The following is an 18,309-nucleotide window of genomic DNA, read 5'->3' on the forward strand; positions in this document are numbered from 1 at the left end:
AAATGTACTATACAAGCGTATTAATGGATTTTATTATTCTATTGGAAGTTTTCCTCAGCGGACTTACAGGATAATAATAATATAATCCATTTAAATGAAAATTAATTCTATCACAAGCTACTTCCTTTCTAGTAAATTTGTACAGTAATGACCAATAGCAAAATGCTACATTAATAAACCAGTAGTCATCAGAAATCAAATTATCAATTGAAGCTATAAAAAAAGCATTTACACATGAAAAGTTTTTTGATAAAAAACAAACGAAATATGCGTGTTGAGATATTGGACTGGGGGTGTAGAATTGTATCCATCCGCGTTCCTGACAGTAATGGAAAACTCATTGACACTGTATTAAAATATAATAACATAACTGATTATAAAAAGGATAAACATTATTTGGGCAGTACTGTCGGGCGATATGCTAATAGAATTGAAAACGGAAAGTTCAATTTGCACGATTCTGGGATCCAACTATCACAAAATGAATCAGGGAAGAATCATCTTCATGGTGGATTCATAGGTTTCGACAAAAAGTATTGGAACTTAACAAGCCACACAGAAAATAGTATTGAAATGCAGATACTCAGTCCTGCAGGTGATGAGGGATATCCAGGAAATCTTACTGTGGGTGTTCGCTATGAAGTTTCTGAGGATAATATATTGACCATAGATTATCATGCTAAGGCTGACGAAGCGACCCTTGTCAATATCACAAACCATAGTTACTTCAACCTCTCTGACAATAGAGATTCCATCGATAGCCATGAGGTACAAGTGAACGCTGAATACTATACACCTTTAAGTGATGGACATCTTCCTGTCCCTCCCTACAGGAAAAAAGTTAAAAATACGATTTACGACCTCACAGAGCTTCAACCTATAGATACACTGAAAGAAGAAATAGGAAATATAAACTATTGTATGGATCCCACCGATGAAATAAAGCAGGTAGCAATCATAAAAGATATTGAAAGCGGCCGTAGAATGACGATCTCCTCCGACTATCCGGGTATACAGGTTTATTTTGGGAACTACCTGTCCGGGGAATTTAAACCCTTTCAGGGAATGTGCTGTGAACCCCATTATTTCCCAAACTCTCCAAATATAAACACATATCCCTCAGCACTTTTACTACCTGGAGATCATTATGAACACTGCATAAAATATAGTTTTGAAAATTTCTAATTCAAATGGCATGAAAAAATACACGCTCTTATTAGTTGTAGTCCTATTTGCAGAAATAGTCAAGGGACAACAAACGCAACTTATGTTAAAAACAATGAAAGACATCATACTGGAAACAAAAGATTTGTCGTTGGCATTCACAGTTGAAGAAAACAGAGACCTCAATATGGTCTATCTAGGAAAAAAATTGCAGGATCATAATGAATATAGGCAATTGAATGGTCAGTACAAACAAGCTCATGATTATACCAACATGTACCAATCGGCCTACACCGCATCAGGCACAAGAAATCTTCTTGAACCTGCCATTAGTGTCGAGCATGCAGACGGGAACCAATCATTGGATCTAAAATTTGTGGATCAACAGTTAAAAACTATCGACAATAACCGAAAAGAACTTATCATTCAGCTCAAAGATGAGCTATATCCTTTCTATGTTGAACTTCATTATCTAACTAACTTTCAGGAGAATGTCATTGAACAGTGGGCAGTGATAAAACACAATGAGAAAAAAAATGTAAAGCTCATCAAATATGCTTCCGCCAATATTAATCTTAAAGGAGAAGACTACTATCTAAGAAGTTATCACGGTGACTGGATCGCTGAAATGCAACGTGAAGACGAAAAGCTTACCCACGGGATAAAGACTCTTGACAGTAAACTAGGCACAAGGACTAATCTATTTAGATCATCCTATTTTGCCTTAGGCCTCAATAACGCAATAACTGAAAATCAAGGAACTGTGCTTTTGGGCGGACTGGAGTGGAGTGGCAACTTTCGCGTGGACTTTGAAAAGGATCCACAGGATAATTTAAGGATACTGGCCGGCGTAAACAATTATGCATCCCATTATTCACTTGCCGCAGGCTCAAACTTTGTCACTCCTAAATTCAGTTTTACGGTATCTACAAATGGACTGGGGGAAGGAAGTAGAAATCTGCACGACTGGGCCAGGAAACAAAGGTTAATTGATGGCTATGGAGAAAGATATACCTTGCTGAATAACTGGGAAAGTACTTATTTTAATTTTGACGAGCAAAAAATATCCCATTTACTGGACAACACTAAAAAACTTGGTGTTGATCTTTTCTTATTAGATGATGGCTGGTTTGGTAATAAATACCCGAGAAATGCAGATACCTCAGCGCTTGGCGATTGGGAAGAAAATAAATCAAAGCTACCTAATGGACTGCTATCGATCGTTAAGGAAGCCAATGAAAAAGATGTCAAATTCGGTATTTGGGTGGAACCCGAAATGATTAGCCCAAAAAGTGAGCTGTATGAGAAAAAACCACAATGGGTAGTAAAACAGCCAAAAAGGGATGAATACTATTTTAGAAATCAGCTCGTGTTAGATCTATCCAATCCCGAAGTACAAGATTTTGTTTTCAATATCTTGGATAACCTTTTTCAAAAAAATCCAGGATTAGCCTACATAAAATGGGATTGCAACGCGGTGATCTATAATGCGTATTCATACTTCCAGAAAGATCAAAATAACTTTTATGTAGATTACACCAAAGGACTGTACCGTGTTTTGGATCGCTTCCGCGAAAAATATCCAACAGTCCCAATGATGCTTTGCTCAGGCGGAGGCGGCCGTATTGACTACGGATCCTTACAGTATTTTACAGAGTATTGGCCCAGTGATAACACGGATCCTTTTGACCGGATTTTTATGCAATATGAGAACTCTTTGTTCTTTCCCTCTATCGCAAGCGTAAATCATGTGACAACTTTCGGGAAACAAGATTTAAAATTCAAGATAGATGTTGCCATGATGGGAAAAATGGGATTCGATTTAAACTTGGAGGAGCTGTCTGCAGACGAACTGAGCTTTGCACAACAGGCCGTAAAAACTTATGATCAATATAAGCACATTATTTGGCATGGAGATCTATTTCGGCTTGCGGATCCAAGAAAAGACAATCATGCCAGCCTCGCTTATATCAGCAAAGACAAATCGCAAGCGCTGATGTTAAACTATCTTGTCCAATACAGCCAGATTTCCAGTACATCAGCTCCAATACGGTGGTTGGGCCTAGATCCAAATAAAAAGTATAAAATACAGGAAATCAACTTACATGGAACAAACAGTTGGATACCATCAGAACTTACCCTCTCAGGTGACTTCTTGATGAAAGTAGGCTTGAACCCCATACTGAACAACAATAGAAAAAGTGTAATACTGGCATTAAAAGCCATCAATTAAAAACGAATAAAAAAATCAAGTATGAAAGTGGAAAATATAATAGAATTACGCACCGTGCATAATGGTTCACTGACGTTGGGTGAGGGACCTATCTGGGACGAAAGAATCCAAACTTTATACTTCGTTGATATTCTTCAGAAAACACTATACCGCTGGAACTATGCTTCCAAAGAAACAAGGTTAAAAATATTTGAAGAATATATTAGCTGCATAGCTTTATCAGAAAATGATGGGTTGATCCTAATAGCACTTGAAAGTGGAGTTTTTAGTTATGAGCTAGACACGGAGTCACTTTCATTTATATGTAAGCCTGAATCGCAAAATAACTTTAGATATAATGATGGCCGTGTAGATTGGAACGGAAGCTGGCTACTTGGGAGCATGAACAATCTCAATAATGGTCCGGCTGCCCCCCTACTTCCCGATGCGACTCTCTATCAGGTCGAGGGAACAACCGTAACTTCTCTATTAAAAGGCGTAACTATTTCAAATGGAATCGCATTTCGCAAACCTTATATCTACTTTATCGATTCCAAAGTAAACTGCATCCGTAAGTTCGTTTATGAAAAGGGGCAATTTACATTGATCAAGGAGGTTTTTAAACTTGAAGACAAAACAACTTTGGACGGTATGTGCATCTCATCGGACAACAAGCTTTTTATTGCCAATTGGGCCGGATCTAAAATAATCGTCTTTGACCTTATAAAAGAACGTGTCATAAATATAATACCTTTACCTTGCCTCAACCCCACATCCTGTACTTTTGGCGGTCCTGAAATGAATGAGCTGTTTATCACTACCTCATCCATAAATGAGAACAATACAGCTATAGCGGGAGTTTATGTCATCACGCTAAATGAACATGGTCTTCCAGAAAATAAAATTAAACTAAAGAACCTAAAAAATGAAAATTAAAAAACGATTAAGTTATATCTTTTTTGCATTCATATCCCTCCCATTGGCTGCGATATGTCAAAAAGGGGATCCGAACTTGAGATTATGGTATAACCAGCCCGCTTCTCAGTGGGAAGAGTACCTACCCATGGGAAACGGTAAAATGGGCATGATGCCAAATGGAGGGATCCATAAAGAGAATATCACCTTGAACGATATCACTTTATGGTCTGGCTCGCCGCAGGATGCTAATAACTATCAGGCAAACGAACATTTGCAAGAAATTCGTTCATTGTTGCTTGCTGGCAAAAATGAAATCGCACAGGAGCTGATCAATAATCATTTTATATGTATGGGTCCAGGGTCCGGAGGAGGCCAATGGGGTTGCTTTCAGACGATGGGTGATTTAAATATCGACTATACCCTCAATAAAAATGTCAAACCCCTAAATTACAAACGTGAACTTGATATCCAGACAGCAAAGGCTTCGACATCATTTGTAATTGATGGGACAAAATACACCCGGGAATATTTTACAAGTTTCAATACCGATGCCGGGTATATACGCTTAAGTGCAGATAAAGCAAAAAGTATATCCGTCGAAATTAGCCTAAACCGACAGGAAAAAGCCTCATATCAGATACAGGGCAGCCAATTGACGATGTTTGGTCAGCTGGACAACGGTACAGACGGAAAGGGCATGAAATTTATTACGCGGGTATCGACCACAGTCAAAGGAGGCACTGTCTCTTACCTAAATGACCGAATCATAATTAAATCTGCGGACGAGGCCATAATTCAAGTGGTTACGGATACTGATTATAAACAAAATGACCATTTGACCAACAGCGAGCGCGTATTAAAAAAAGCGATATCGGCCAACTGGGATCAGGAATTAACTCTGCATAGGAAAAAATATGCAGCATTGTTTGACCGTTTAGCTTTATCATTTGGAGCCTTTAAGCAGCTACAAACCCCGACTAATGAAAGACTAAAAAACTACCAAAACAATCCGTCAGCAGACCCCGAACTGGCTGCATTATTTTTTCAATATGGACGATATCTCAGTATAAGCAGTACCAGATTAGGGTTGCTTCCTCCAAATTTACAGGGGCTTTGGGCCAACCAGATACGTACACCTTGGAATGGTGATTATCATCTTGATGTAAATGTACAAATGAACCACTGGCATCTTGGGCCAACCAATTTGAGTGAACTTGAGCTGCCTTTGGCTGATCTGGTAGCAGGCTTGACTAAAAACGGTGCGAAAACAGCCAAAGCATACTATAATGCTCCGGGATGGGTAGCACATGTTATAACCAATATCTGGGGCTATACCGAACCCGGTGAGGCAGCCTCCTGGGGAATTGCCAATGCAGGATCTGGGTGGCTTTGTAACAACCTATGGAATCATTTTGCATACACACAAGATCTTAATTATCTAAAAAGTATCTATCCTGTTTTACGTGGTGCAGCACAATTTTACAATGCAGCACTCATGTCCCATCCAACAAAAGGTTGGTTGGTGACCGGTCCATCGGTTTCGCCTGAAAATGCTTTTTATCTTCCAAATGGAACACATGCAAATGTTTGTATGGGACCTACCATAGATAACCAAATTACAAATGAGCTATTTAAAAATCTAATTACAGCGAATGAGCTTCTGGGATTGGAAGATTCATTCTGCGATACTTTACAACAAAAAATACTACTGCTCGCTCCAATTGCCCAAGTCAGTAAAGATGGCCGGATAATGGAATGGCTCGAAGATTATAAAGAAACAGATCCACAGCACAGACATATTTCCCATCTATATGGCTTATATCCAGCCAATCAAATTACAATTGACGGAACACCGGAACTTGCCGCTGCCGCAAAGAAAACCCTTGAAGTACGTGGTGACGATGGTCCAAGTTGGGCAATTGCGTACAAAATGATCTTTTGGGCAAAACTGAAAGACAGCGAAAGGGCTTATAAATTGTTCCGGCAATTGGTTATTCCTCGAACAGATACCCATATCAATTATGGTGCAGGTGGAGGTTCTTACACAAATCTATTAACAGCAGGGCCACCATTTCAGATCGATGGTAATTTTGGTGGCACCGCAGCAATAGCCGAAATGCTAATTCAAAATAATAAAGATTTTATAGAACTACTACCATCCCTACCCAAAGACTGGTCACATAAAGGCTACATCAGGGGTTTAAAAGCAAAGGGAGATTTAACAATAGACATGCAATGGCAAGACGGGCAAATCACAATGGCGAAAGTCTATAGCAAACAGAAAAAAACAATAAATGTAGTGTATAACGGAAAATTTCATAAACTAAACACCATTTTGTTAAAATGAAGGCTTCATCTCATGAAGATACCTTGAGCATTACCCTTATCGCTCGCGACCGGAGTAAGAAAAAAGTCCACTTCAAAATAACAGTCTCAATAAAGAGGAAATGGCCGTTTGAATAGTATTCAAACGGCCATAAAATCCTATATTATATTATGCTTTATTATCCTTTATAAACTTACATTGTACATCTCAAGTTCCTCCGGGCTTTGATCTCGTGATTTACCTATATTCCAATTGAGATAAGATTAGCGAGAGTAGGTAAACTTAAATCTATTTGTTAAAAGTTGCTCTTGAATAATTGATTATTTTTGTAGTTTTGTTGGACTACTTTACCCTGATCAAATATAGTCTATAACAACCACGATGCAATTTAACTTCAATTTTGATAGCAGCCCTTTCAAAACACTTATCTCGTTTCATAAGATTATACAATCTTTTGAGGAAACTGCGACGTCTGAAGTTGATTTTCAGGCGACCTACGCTAAATCTTTACTGGAAGAACTAAAAAAATATCCAGCCCTCACGGACGGGATTGAAAAAACGGCAGATTTACCACTATATGAACCTATAATCAGGATTCTTTTAGCAGATTTGTTTCCAAGGTCGCTAACGAAAAACGAGATCAAGGCAATTACCATACCCTTTTATTTATATACCTTCAACCATACTGAGCGTTTGCAAAACATCCTCAATGATGCCGGTGATCATTATGAATTCAGATTTAGGAATATCTCCGCAGACACCTACTACATTTTGAATTGTTGTATGATTATCAGCCAATATTATGGTATTAATTTGGATGCGATGAATGGGCCGATATTTTTGGATATTCCTGACAAAAATAATATTATGCATCATTATCGTGTGTTGTTTAATGCCGATTTTATGGATATTATTCCCACAGACGAGGCATCGCCTCTATCGATAGAAGATATTACACAGCTCATTGATAATTTTTCAGATATAGCCTTGTGGAAGTCGAAGTTTCCAGCCCAAAGCTGGATATTGAAAGGTTTTTCGATCATGACCCTATTTGATGCAACGACTGAAAATGCCATATCTAACTTTAAAAGCACCTTGTTGCGCGAAAGTTCGAACGTACAATTTGAAGAAATTCAGAACATTTTTAGATCTATTTATAAAATTGATAACCTTCGGATTGGAGTTACCTCCTTTGAAAAGGTACGGGAAGAATATAATCTAAAAATCGTCGAAAAACAGATGTATAGTCATTTCCTACATGATTCTACGATCGCTGAATGTGAAAAAATGCTGTGTAACGAGACACTCGAAAGCATACTGAGCCGCGACGAGTTTCTTGTAGTTCCGGACATCGACGCGTTAGCCGTGGAAAGTCCAAAGAAAGCATTTTTTATTAACAAACTTAAACAGCAAAATGTAAAGAGCTTTATCTTAGCACCCCTCAAACAGGATGACAGGGTGCTCGGGATATTGGAACTGACCTCATCTAAGGTTCGTGAATTGAATTCTGTCAATGCAGAAAAGCTCCATTTAATCTTACCTTTTATCAAAGACAAAGTATCTAAAGCATTTTCCGAAACCGAAAACAAGATTGAAGCGATCATCCAAAAAGAATATACTTCCATTCATCCAAGTGTCAAATGGCGGTTTCAGGAGGAGGCTGTCCATTTTCTAAATGACAAAGTATTTGGAAAAGATTATACCCTTCAAGAAATTGTCTTTGAAAATGTCTATCCGCTCTATGGTCAGATTGATGTCCAAGGGTCCTCAGAATCAAGAAATCTAGCTATAAAACAAGACCTCATCAATCAGACAACAGATTTGATTGGTTTATTCAGTAAGATAAACCAGACGCATAAATTACCGCTCTTTGAACAAAAAGTCTTTGACCTGGAAAGAAACCTAGCTACGTTGGACCAAAGCCTATCTACAGATACCGAGCAGACTATTCTTGACCATATTAATCTGGATGTACATCCTATTCTTGATAATTTTATAAAAAATCATAAGAATAGCATCATTGCTCCAGCTATCAAAGCCTATTTTGATCGCATAAACGATGCAATAGGTGGCTTTTATGAAGCGCGCCAAGATTACGACAATTCAATCACATTGATCAATAAAAGGCTTGTTGCTATCCTCGACGAAAAACAGACAGAAGCACAGGAATATTTCCCTCATTATTACGAACGTTATAAGACTGATGGAATTGAGCATAACATGTATATCGGAGCGTCTATTGCCCCAGACAAAAATTTTGAACTCTATTACCTCAAAAACCTGCGGCTATGGCAAATGCAGGTGATGTGTGAAATGGAGAAAAAGTTTAGAGATCTCCAGCCTAACTTGCCGAATCAATTGGAGGTCACCTCTCTAATTCTTGTTTTTGGCAATCCGATTTCTATCCGCTTCAAGATGGATGAAAAACAGTTTGATATCGACGGATCCTACAATGTACGTTATGAAATTGCAAAAAAACGAATTGACAAAGCAAAAATAAAAGGTACAAGTGAGCGCATTACCCAAAAAGGCAAGTTAGCAGTAGTCTATCTACATCTCCATGAAGAAATGGAATACCTTGGTTATATCAGTCTACTTCAACATAAAGGATTATTGAATGATGATATTGAAAAGTTTGATGTAGAGGATTTACAAGGGCTCGTTGGTCTCAAAGCCCTTCGGGTTGGATTTAAGGTGTAGCCAAGATTTCGGGCTACTCGCCCCTATCCCTTTTCAGATCAGGAGGCTATGGCAAGCTCCAGTCTATTCTACAATTCTCCTGTAGCCGAATATTCAATCGCTGGAAGCGGCGGTCAAGAAACTGGATCGGGCAATAGAAATCATCCACTTGCGTCAGATAATGTAGCAAGGCTCTTTCCGCAATGAACAGATAAATAAAGAGGGGCTAATGCAGTGGTGCAATTTTGAAAATTGAAGGTGCCCTTTATGTGGGGCACCTTCAGTGATATTATAGTTTCTGTTCTGTCAATCAAGATTATAAACTGTATGTAGCAACTGATTGTAGTCCCTTGGATAAAGCGTTATCTTGTAGACCTGGTATTGCGGAGCCTTCAACTCTAAAAGTAGTGATATCATTTATACCAATGAATCCCAATATATTACGAAGGTATTTTTCCGTAAAATCAAATTCTTTCATTGGACCTTCTGAATAAACTCCACCACTTGAAATAGCGAGAAATACTTTTTTATTCTTTACCAATCCCTCCACACCATTTTCAGTATAACGGAATGTAATTCCAGCTCGGACAACATGGTCAATCCAAGCTTTGAGCGATGAAGGTATGCTAAAATTGTACATAGGAACATCAATAACCACTATATCAGCTGACATGAGCTCTTTAATGGCATTATCAGAATGATACAATGCTTCACGAAGTGCTGGATTATCAGAGGGCGTAATAAATGAAGAAAAATGAACTTCGTTGAGATGGGGTAATTCATTTTTAGCCAGATTCATAACCGTCATATCCAGTTCAGGATAACTTAATCTTATTTTTTCAACAATCGCATTTCCCAATTGAAAGCTGATGGAGTCCTTACCCCTAAAACTTGTGACTAATCTTAAAATTTTCATTTGTTTTGTGCTTCAAAGTTTGCAATAAATACTATACATTTGTTATCTGTTACAAAAAGGATAGTACTTACAAAAAGAATAGTATATGGCAATACATACAGTAGAAAGTTGTGCAAAAGCCAAATTGGCTATCCGGGATACCTTGGATGTAGTAGGCGGCAAATGGAAGCTTGTCCTGATCTCTTTATTGCGAAGTGGCAAAAAAGGATTTAATGAGCTATCTAGGGAAGCTGGTATTTCACCGCGTATCCTCTCCAAAGAATTGCAAGAACTAGAAATAAATGGGCTGGTGTCCAGGCAGGTCCGCAATACCAAACCCATTACGGTACAATACGAGTTAACGGAATATAGCAATAGCTTAAGTGAGGTATTGATGGCGATGGAAAAATGGGGCCATCAACACAGATTGAAGATTGTATCCAGAAGTTAAACGTTACTATTCTGCCTTATCAATCAATTTTGATCCGTTTCATAATATCCTCAAATTCTATTCCATCTAAAAAAGCTACTACCTTGATTATTTTACCACCTTTCATATGCATATACCAGGAATAGGAAGAACGATAAGGTCTGCCATCCAATGCTACAGCCTCGCCATCCCATAATACAATCACCATATCTTTATCGGCAAAAATATTTCGAATGGTAGGTTTAATTTTGACTTTCAATTTTTTGTTGAGAGGTATAATCACTTGATCTAAAAATTCCTGTTTGGATGTATATGTTTTTGAGTAAGGTGTTGATCCGGCTATTTCCCACTTCATATCATCTGTCAGCAGATCAAAGAAATTTCCTATCCCATTATGCCAATGCTGAAATGCTTTGGCAATAATTTCCTTATTCTGAATTTCTTCATAGCTGTAATACTGTGCATTCACAGCCGTTGAAAATATGATCATCGTTAATAATGTTGTTAATTGTTTCATGACAAATTCGTTTTAGGTATTTTACTGATCAAAAGCAGACCTGACGCTTCCAGGTCTGCTTTTTTGATGGGCTAAATCTTATTTTCCCAGGCTTTCAATTGGTGATCTTTCAACATATCTTCGATTATTTTCGGAACGACATTTCTGAATTTACCTTCGTCTGCCGGAACAATCTCAATCATACGATCAATCATCTCGGTAGCATCTAGTTTTCCTTCAGGAGTAGCGAAGAAATCATCAAATCCTTTGCGTAGATCAGCTCTCTTTGTAAAGTTCACCTCATCATCCAACCAACGGAACGGGTTGTCGGCCATGGTTTCATTGTAGCCTGTATAATAAGCTCCGGGATTAATTGTCTGTATCCTGATTCCATAAGTTTTGAGTTCTTGCTGCATGGCCTCAGCAAAAGCTTCCAATGCATGTTTGGTGGATACATAAGTTCCCCAATTTTCTGGCGTAAACAATCCCCCCATTGAAGAGGTAAACACGACTTTACCTTTTTTTCCTGCTTTTACCCACTTCTGTACAACACCCTGTGTAAGTACCAATGGCAAGAAGACATTCACCTCATAGTTTTTTCGGACCAAATCCACAGGAATCTCCCACACCGGACCTGCCTATACCATTCCAGCATTGTTCCAAAGAATATCAAAGTCCCATTTTAAGGCTTGCTTGATGTCGTACTGATCTGTAAGATCCAGGCGTTCAACCCTGATTTTATCGGAAAGTCCCAAAGCAGCGACTTCTTCGCGAAGTGGAGTCACCTGTGATGATACATGTACGGTTGCAATAATATTGTGTCCGTTTTTAGCCATGCCCAGCGCTGCTCCTTTACCAAATCCTGAACCTGCTCCTGTAATTAAAATTGTTTTTGTTTCCATTTTGTTGATTTTTTATAAATGATTAATGATTTATTTAATTTTTATTTTTGATCAAAAATTCCAGCACCTGCAGTAGCAATCTCAAGGTCCTCCGGAACAGCCCCACCTGAGACTCCGATATAACCGATAATCTCATTGTTTTTAAAAATAGGAAGCCCTCCTGCAAACCCTACTAAACCATCATTAGTGGCTGTCATCCCATAAGCCCTAGCTTCCGGCTTGAGATATTCACCAACATTTGCGCTGCTCGTCCTAAAGAGGCAAGCTGTTTTTGCCTTCTTGATCGCAATGTCCATGGATCCCAGAAATGCATCATCCATTCTTTCAAATACTTTGAGATGGCCAGCTGTATCAAGTACTGCGATATTGGCGTTTACTTGCAGTTGTATTGCTTTGGCTATAGCCTGCTGTACAACTTGTTTTGATTCATTAAGATTGATTTCCATAATATTCGATGTTTATAATACTTTTATTTTCTTTTGATATCACAAAATTGCAACAGATCTAGAGGGATTCTTATAGGAAAAAAAAGCAGATTTTTATGAAAATCAAACCTTTTTGAATTTTTAACGGTTTTTCTATCTTTATACATGGAAAACATAATATCCTAATCATGAAAACCAGTTTGGATCTAAAGGAAATAAATCTATTAAGGGACTTCCCAGAGCTAACTCCAATCTATCGAGAAGCATTGGATACAAAACAGATTAAGATCTTCAACCGTGAAATTGAAGATTGCAGAAGTTACCTTTCCGCAAACCGAAGAGATTTCTATAAAATTTTGATGATTACTGCTGGTGACGGTATTTTTACTTTAGGACTGAATAGATACTTTATCAATAAGCCAACATTATTCTTCATTCATCCCAACGATATTATTTCCTGGCAGAAAACAACCGGAGAATCTGCAGGCTATTATCTGTTGTTTAAAAAGGATTTTATCAATGATCATCCAATATTAAAGTCTACGATAGAACGTCTTCCCCTTTTTAGCGACAAGACGAAGAGTGTGATTTCTGTTGAGGCTCAAGGACTGGAGAGCTTTGTGAGACTTTGGGAAAACATGTACAATGAACAGGGAAATGAACTGGGGTACGAAGCCATTCAGGCATATATTCAGCTATTGATGATCGACAGTGCCCGGATAGCACAATTTCCAGTGCCCGAAAGTACAAACGAGGACTATGGTCATATCCATCGTTTTTTTGGACTTCTGGAAGAAGAAATTTCGGGCATTAATTATGAAAATCCCATAAAACTGAGGACGGCACAAGAGTTTGCTGATACCATGAATCTCCATCCTAATTATTTAAATAGAATCCTGAAAAAAAGAACGGGACAAAATGTAAGCAAACATATTAAAGGACGGCTGCTGGATGAATGCAAAGCACTTCTTCTTCAGACCAGCTGGACCTTGGAACAGATCAGTTACGCTGTGGGTTTTTCAGATCAGCCAAACTTTAACTTCTTCTTTAAAAAACATACCGGACTTACTCCTAATTCATTTAGACGGAATGCCTGGCAATAGTCTATCCGTAATCTAAAAAGTTGTCCTTTATTGTGCTAGGCTCTTAAACTTTTAAGCCTAAAACATCGTTGAATATAAAAAAGGCCAGAGGTAGACTCCCCGGCAATACTGCGGCCTAGTTGCTCCAGTCTTTTAAATCAGCTACATGGGTTCAAGGCTGATCTGCCATCATGTTTTTCTTTAAATAGATAGATCAAAAGAATGGCGATCCGAAAGGCTTTCTGATTAAAACCAAGGCTATATAAGCTGTACTGTATGGCGTAGATACCGGAAAGTTGGTCTAGCTTGCGTATTATAAATAAAAAAGCTTCCCTCTTTTAAAAGGGAAGCCAGGCGCTAGAAACTCATCCTCACTTTAACTTGAGGGGAACGATGACAATTTTGCTATAACCTTCTTTTTCAAAGAGAACACCTAGGGTATTTTTATCCAAAAGCACCATATCGGAATACGCCGTATAATCTCCTTTTACACCTTCTGGTGCTTTTGCAACGACCTGACTGAAATACCATGTTTTACCTTGATCTTTACTTAAGCGAACGGTTAGGTTGTCTCTTCTATCTGTTGAGGCTGCATTGCAAACGGCTAAGACATATTTTCCTTTCTTTTGCCAGGAAAGCACAGAACCCTGATTGACCGGATCGGGTAGATTTTTATCATAATAGGATGTGTCCCAAGTGACACCACCATCATTGGAATAAGACACAATCCTCGATTTTACATTGCCTTGCTGATTGCGGGAATTCATGTACAGTCCAGTCCCGGATATTTGCGCGGCCATGGTCTCATTGGATCCTTCAAATTTTATGCTCGCACCGATCTTAAATGTCTTTCCGTGGTCGTCCGAATAATACGAATGCGCAAAATAGTCCTTGCCATTTTCCTTTGGATTGCCTTCGGAATGATTTGCCGGAATATATATTCGCCCCTTGTATTTACCGGAATCAAATTGTAATGCATGCCCTGGTGTATTTGCATAGGCTCGCCAGTCTTCCTTAAAGGTGTATTGTGCATTGACCGACGGTTGATTGGGCCGATGGGTCTCAAGCGTAATATTCTGTGGCTGAGACCAGGTTTTGCCGCCATCGGATGAACTTATTGACCAGCATTCTCGCAGGCCATTCCCTTTGCGGACTTCGCCCTCATGATTATTGCCTGTATTATAAAAAAGTAACAGGCGTCCCTTTGGATATGCCGGATCCAATAGATCAACTACTGGGGCCGGATTTCCGACCTGTAGATTATCATTATCAACGGCGACTTGCAGTGGTCCCCATGTCTTTCCATTGTCCTGACTAATTTTATAAACAATATCCACATTACCAAAATCGCCAGCATGGTCTACCCTACCTTCTGCAAAAGCGATCAATTGTCCGGTTTTGTCCTTTACAATGGCGGGTATGCGGTAGCTTTTGTAACCATCTTCGCCGGAAACAAATACATTCACTTCCTGGGCGTGGCTAATACCGGCCAATAGGGCTAATACCATAGTTGTACATAACTTCTTCATATCTATCTCAGTTTTATTTTTGTGCTTATTAAAAAATTGACCTGCATTTATTGCTCCTTTTCAACGGGAAGACAAGTAAACATCCATTTCAATGGATTTTGCCAGTCTTTCCCTTTTAATTTTCCCACAGGCAGTTTTACGACAATGGTATTCCAGCCCTTGTGCAATTGAACCATGGTAGGGCTTCTATAGCTATAGCCCTCATCAATCAATGGGATTTCCAGATTTCCTTTTTGCCCTGCATGCTGCCAATCTGGAGGAAGCACTTCTTGGGCATTGACCCAAAGTCTGCTCATTCGATCGTCCCAGGTTCCCAAATGTGGTGAATCACTGGCATATGAACGGGAAAGATCATTAAAGCCAATCCAAAAACTTTGGTTCCCTCCTTTTTCACTCCATACTTTGCTCACGGCATAGATGGTGCTGTTTTCGAGCGGCCGGTCAATCGCTCCTTTGACAACATCAGACCACCAATGGCGTAGCACGATGGTGCCTCCATAAAACTCTCCGATTTTTTTTAAAGCGGAAAAATTTCCATTCGCCTCATTGTTTAAGGTCATATCAAGATCGCCTTTATTTTCCAGAGGCCCGTATAATGTCCATTTTTGCTTACTTTGCTGGTGATAAGGAAAAATAAGATCTTTAAAATACAATCGCTTATGTTGAAGCAAACGCCCTTCAAATTCAGCAAATTCAGCTAATCCCTTTGCATCGGCCTTGATATTACTGCGCCATTCAAAATCTCCCCCTCCGAGCCAACTGCGTTCTGCAAATGTCAATAAAGCTGGGTAAACCGCATTCTGCTGAAATACATCACGTTCATGCTGTACTGCACGGTCCGGCCATGAACAGAGTGTCGCTCCCAATAGCTTTTCATGGCCCTTTGTCTGTCCCCCCAACTGCCGATAAAATAGTGTCGTGACTGTTTCCAAAGGATCCATATGATTGATATACAAGTGTTTTGAATCAATTACTTCAAAAGAGGAATCTTCCGTAATAGCCTGTGGTCCACCCATCCAGAGTTGGCGAATGGTCTGTGGCTGCAGATTACCGCCGGGCTCCCAGCCAATGGTCTTCATGCCTAAATCTTCTGTCCACTTTGTCATAAGCGGTAAAAATTGCTGATTGTGAATTTTCACCTCATCTCCGCCAATATGCAAATAGGGCAAACCTGGGAAAGTGTCCGCAAATTCCTTCACGAGTTCCTGGATGATCGCCACGCCACTATCGCTCTGCATATCGGTTTTAAAATATCGACGAAATGCTGCTGAGTGCCCGGGCATATCAATTTCGGGTACAAGCTGAATATGCCTATCGCGGCAATAGTGGATCAGCTCCTGCATATCTTCGACAGTATAATATTTTCCCGGCCAGCGCTCCATGTTGGAAGGATCGGTCAGGCCGGGATATGTCTTGCTGGCGAGCCGCCAAGCAATATCCTCCGTGAAATGAAAATGAAAAACATTCAGTTTATACTGTGCCATGATATCGATCTGCTCTTTAAGTACATCCATGGACTGAAAATTTCGTCCCACATCCACCAGGTAGCCACGCCAGCGATAAGAAGGATAATCGGTAATGGAGCAATATGGCAGCCGACCATCCTGGCCTCCTAGTTGCCGCAAAGTTTGTAAGGCGTAGAAAATACCGGTACTCGTGCGCGCGTCAATCCGTACGCCCTGCTTATCCACGACTATACGGTAAGCCGCTGAAGATGCCGATGGTAGATCTGATTGCTCATCGCAAACAATAGCGATATCACTGTTTTTTAGACTGTCATGTTCTATCTTAACTACGTTCCAATCTTTTAATAGGACGCTCAGCGTCTGTCTATCAAAATTGGACAGCTCTCCTTTGATCTGTATACGGACAAGGGGCTGAATATGATAACTCCCTGTTTCCCAAGCTACAGAACGGGGCATAGGAAGCAATGGTCTAATTGAATCTGACAGACAGCGTAAAGGACTGATTAGCATAATAACAATCAGCGTGAATAATAAGATGGGTGTAGCAGCTTCTAGTCGTCTCATAACCTTCTACCTAACGGAGTTAAATTCTTTTAATATTTGCATACAATACCACTCTTGGCGAGGGAGATGGAATGGACCTTTAAATAGATTTCCTTTTGCCGTTTGTGCAATCTTCCCGTCGCGATGAAGATAACCATACCATTCACCATTCAGTTTATCATGAAAATGATCATAGGCATATTGATTGATCTGCTGATGCCAACTTTTATATTTCTCCTTACCTGTCATCACATAAGCGAGCAATGTTGCTATAATCGTTTCATTCTGCGGCCACCAAAACTTCATATCTTGCCAATATTCTTGTACTGGTTTCCCATAAACGTCTCTAAAATATAGAATCCCGCCATATTCTTTATCCCAACCACGTTCCCACATATAATCGAGCATACGACAGCCAAGATCAATCAGTTGCGGATCGTTATCCCTATATTTTGCTTCATGCAGGATAAACCAAGCTCCTTCGATAGCATGCCCAGGATTGAGTGTACGGCCATCGATATGGTCAATGATCTCGCCCTTAGGACCAACTTGCTCCATCACACAGCGGATGTCATCTTTTACAAAATCGCGTTCAATCTGCGCAATAAAATCGCTGATAACGAAATCACAGCGCGGATCACCAATGGTGTCACGGATTTGCTGTGCTGTATTGATCATAATCATGGGAACACCGATGCCCTTCATTGGCCTGGTCTGTTCATATTTTGGGTCCACCAGTCTTTCTCCCTGTGCATAGGCCAGACAAACGCCAAACAGCTCGCGCGCTTCTGCGGCTATATCGGCATCATCTGTCGCCTTAGCATAGGCTGCAAAGGCAATTGCCGCAAATGTTTCCGAAAAGAAATAACGGCGCATACGAATTGGATTTCCAAGACGGTCTACATGAAAATACATTTTGCCATTTGCAGCAAAACAATGTTTCTTCAAAAATTCATAGCCTATCCGGGCTCCTTCCAGCCATTCTTCTTTTTGTTCAACCGTATTGTAAAGTGTAGCCAGCAGCCAGCATGCCCTTCCCTGGATCCATACCGCTTTATCTGTATCAATCAGGGCTCCATCATGATCACGCATGAAGAGGTAGCCGCCATGTTCTTGGTCAATCGATCGTGGAAACCAAAATGGTACAGTATCTTTTAAAAGCTGGTCTCTATAAAAGACTTCTAATTCGTTCAAGTAATCTGCATCTATGCTATTTATCTGTTTCATCTTTCTAATTTTTGC

General features: G+C 39.6%; 13 protein-coding genes and 1 pseudogene. 7 read left to right on the plus strand and 7 right to left on the minus strand.

Annotated elements, in window-relative coordinates:
• Window positions 1–234: 234 nt before the first annotated feature.
• The 5 genes from HX021_RS06510 to HX021_RS06530 all read left to right on the plus strand — a co-directional run bounded on the left by HX021_RS06510 (window position 235) and on the right by HX021_RS06530 (window position 9,320).
• Window positions 235–1,185, plus strand: coding sequence for an aldose epimerase family protein (locus HX021_RS06510; protein WP_286589341.1), 951 nt, complete (start codon window positions 235–237; stop codon window positions 1,183–1,185).
• A gap of 10 nt (window positions 1,186–1,195) precedes the next feature.
• On the plus strand, window positions 1,196–3,397 hold the full coding sequence (locus tag HX021_RS06515) for an alpha-galactosidase (protein WP_286589342.1): 2,202 nt from the start codon (window positions 1,196–1,198) through the stop codon (window positions 3,395–3,397).
• 21 nt (window positions 3,398–3,418) lie between these two features.
• Window positions 3,419–4,312: an SMP-30/gluconolactonase/LRE family protein gene (locus tag HX021_RS06520; protein WP_286589343.1), complete on the plus strand. Its 894-nt coding sequence runs from the start codon at window positions 3,419–3,421 to the stop codon at window positions 4,310–4,312.
• Entirely contained in the window at window positions 4,302–6,641 is a 2,340-nt protein-coding gene (locus HX021_RS06525; protein ID WP_286589344.1) for a glycoside hydrolase family 95 protein, read from the plus strand. Before HX021_RS06520 ends, HX021_RS06525 begins: the two co-directional genes overlap by 11 nt.
• 360 nt (window positions 6,642–7,001) lie before the next feature.
• Window positions 7,002–9,320: a GAF domain-containing protein gene (locus tag HX021_RS06530; protein ID WP_286589345.1), complete on the plus strand. Its 2,319-nt coding sequence runs from the start codon at window positions 7,002–7,004 to the stop codon at window positions 9,318–9,320.
• Between the two features lie 295 nt (window positions 9,321–9,615).
• On the opposite strand, the gene HX021_RS06535 is transcribed toward HX021_RS06530, so the two are convergent.
• A complete protein-coding gene (locus HX021_RS06535; protein WP_286589346.1) occupies window positions 9,616–10,215 on the minus strand; it encodes an FMN-dependent NADH-azoreductase in 600 nt (199 codons plus the stop codon).
• 85 nt (window positions 10,216–10,300) lie between these two features.
• Between HX021_RS06535 and HX021_RS06540 the strand changes: the two genes are divergently transcribed.
• On the plus strand, window positions 10,301–10,645 hold the full coding sequence (locus HX021_RS06540; protein WP_286589347.1) for a winged helix-turn-helix transcriptional regulator: 345 nt from the start codon (window positions 10,301–10,303) through the stop codon (window positions 10,643–10,645).
• A 19-nt stretch (window positions 10,646–10,664) separates the two neighbouring features.
• Here HX021_RS06540 and HX021_RS06545 read toward each other — a convergent pair whose 3' ends face one another.
• The 3 genes and pseudogenes from HX021_RS06545 to HX021_RS06555 form a co-directional block, all read right to left on the minus strand.
• Window positions 10,665–11,141, minus strand: a complete 477-nt coding sequence (locus tag HX021_RS06545) for a nuclear transport factor 2 family protein (protein ID WP_286589348.1) — start codon at window positions 11,139–11,141, stop codon at window positions 10,665–10,667.
• Between the two features lie 71 nt (window positions 11,142–11,212).
• Window positions 11,213–12,022, minus strand: a pseudogene (locus HX021_RS06550) (SDR family oxidoreductase).
• A gap of 41 nt (window positions 12,023–12,063) precedes the next feature.
• Window positions 12,064–12,468, minus strand: a complete 405-nt coding sequence (locus HX021_RS06555; protein ID WP_286589349.1) for a GlcG/HbpS family heme-binding protein — start codon at window positions 12,466–12,468, stop codon at window positions 12,064–12,066.
• A gap of 167 nt (window positions 12,469–12,635) precedes the next feature.
• Here HX021_RS06555 and HX021_RS06560 point away from each other — a divergent pair, with 167 nt between their 5' ends.
• Window positions 12,636–13,550: a helix-turn-helix domain-containing protein gene (locus HX021_RS06560; RefSeq protein ID WP_286589350.1), complete on the plus strand. Its 915-nt coding sequence runs from the start codon at window positions 12,636–12,638 to the stop codon at window positions 13,548–13,550.
• A gap of 350 nt (window positions 13,551–13,900) precedes the next feature.
• Here the strand turns inward: HX021_RS06560 and HX021_RS06565 are convergent, their stop codons facing one another.
• The 3 genes from HX021_RS06565 to HX021_RS06575 are packed head-to-tail and all read right to left on the minus strand — an operon-like array spanning window position 13,901 to window position 18,294.
• Window positions 13,901–15,058, minus strand: coding sequence for a sialidase family protein (locus HX021_RS06565; protein WP_286589351.1), 1,158 nt, complete (start codon window positions 15,056–15,058; stop codon window positions 13,901–13,903).
• A 47-nt stretch (window positions 15,059–15,105) separates the two neighbouring features.
• Window positions 15,106–17,088 carry a family 20 glycosylhydrolase gene (locus tag HX021_RS06570; RefSeq protein WP_286589352.1) on the minus strand — a complete coding sequence of 661 codons (1,983 nt, stop codon included), beginning with the start codon at window positions 17,086–17,088 and terminating at the stop codon, window positions 15,106–15,108.
• A 6-nt stretch (window positions 17,089–17,094) separates the two neighbouring features.
• Window positions 17,095–18,294 (minus strand): AGE family epimerase/isomerase, encoded by a 1,200-nt coding sequence (locus tag HX021_RS06575; protein WP_286589353.1) that lies wholly within the window; start codon window positions 18,292–18,294, stop codon window positions 17,095–17,097.
• Window positions 18,295–18,309 lie beyond the last annotated feature (15 nt).

The organism is Sphingobacterium sp. N143 (assembly GCF_030325625.1).
Classification (GTDB): domain Bacteria; phylum Bacteroidota; class Bacteroidia; order Sphingobacteriales; family Sphingobacteriaceae; genus Sphingobacterium.

What these genes read in the sequence shown, in the direction of transcription:
- HX021_RS06520 (WP_286589343.1), top strand. Translation starts at nt 3,419, where the DNA reads ATGAAAGTGGAAAATATAATAGAATTACGCACCGTGCATAATGGTTCA.
- HX021_RS06575 (WP_286589353.1), bottom strand. Translation starts at nt 18,294, where the DNA reads ATGAAACAGATAAATAGCATAGATGCAGATTACTTGAACGAATTAGAA.
- HX021_RS06525 (WP_286589344.1), top strand. Translation starts at nt 4,302, where the DNA reads ATGAAAATTAAAAAACGATTAAGTTATATCTTTTTTGCATTCATATCC.
- HX021_RS06540 (WP_286589347.1), top strand. Translation starts at nt 10,301, where the DNA reads ATGGCAATACATACAGTAGAAAGTTGTGCAAAAGCCAAATTGGCTATC.
- HX021_RS06570 (WP_286589352.1), bottom strand. Translation starts at nt 17,088, where the DNA reads ATGAGACGACTAGAAGCTGCTACACCCATCTTATTATTCACGCTGATT.
- HX021_RS06545 (WP_286589348.1), bottom strand. Translation starts at nt 11,141, where the DNA reads ATGAAACAATTAACAACATTATTAACGATGATCATATTTTCAACGGCT.
- HX021_RS06560 (WP_286589350.1), top strand. Translation starts at nt 12,636, where the DNA reads ATGAAAACCAGTTTGGATCTAAAGGAAATAAATCTATTAAGGGACTTC.
- HX021_RS06535 (WP_286589346.1), bottom strand. Translation starts at nt 10,215, where the DNA reads ATGAAAATTTTAAGATTAGTCACAAGTTTTAGGGGTAAGGACTCCATC.
- HX021_RS06555 (WP_286589349.1), bottom strand. Translation starts at nt 12,468, where the DNA reads ATGGAAATCAATCTTAATGAATCAAAACAAGTTGTACAGCAGGCTATA.
- HX021_RS06565 (WP_286589351.1), bottom strand. Translation starts at nt 15,058, where the DNA reads ATGAAGAAGTTATGTACAACTATGGTATTAGCCCTATTGGCCGGTATT.
- HX021_RS06530 (WP_286589345.1), top strand. Translation starts at nt 7,002, where the DNA reads ATGCAATTTAACTTCAATTTTGATAGCAGCCCTTTCAAAACACTTATC.
- HX021_RS06510 (WP_286589341.1), top strand. Translation starts at nt 235, where the DNA reads ATGAAAAGTTTTTTGATAAAAAACAAACGAAATATGCGTGTTGAGATA.
- HX021_RS06515 (WP_286589342.1), top strand. Translation starts at nt 1,196, where the DNA reads ATGAAAAAATACACGCTCTTATTAGTTGTAGTCCTATTTGCAGAAATA.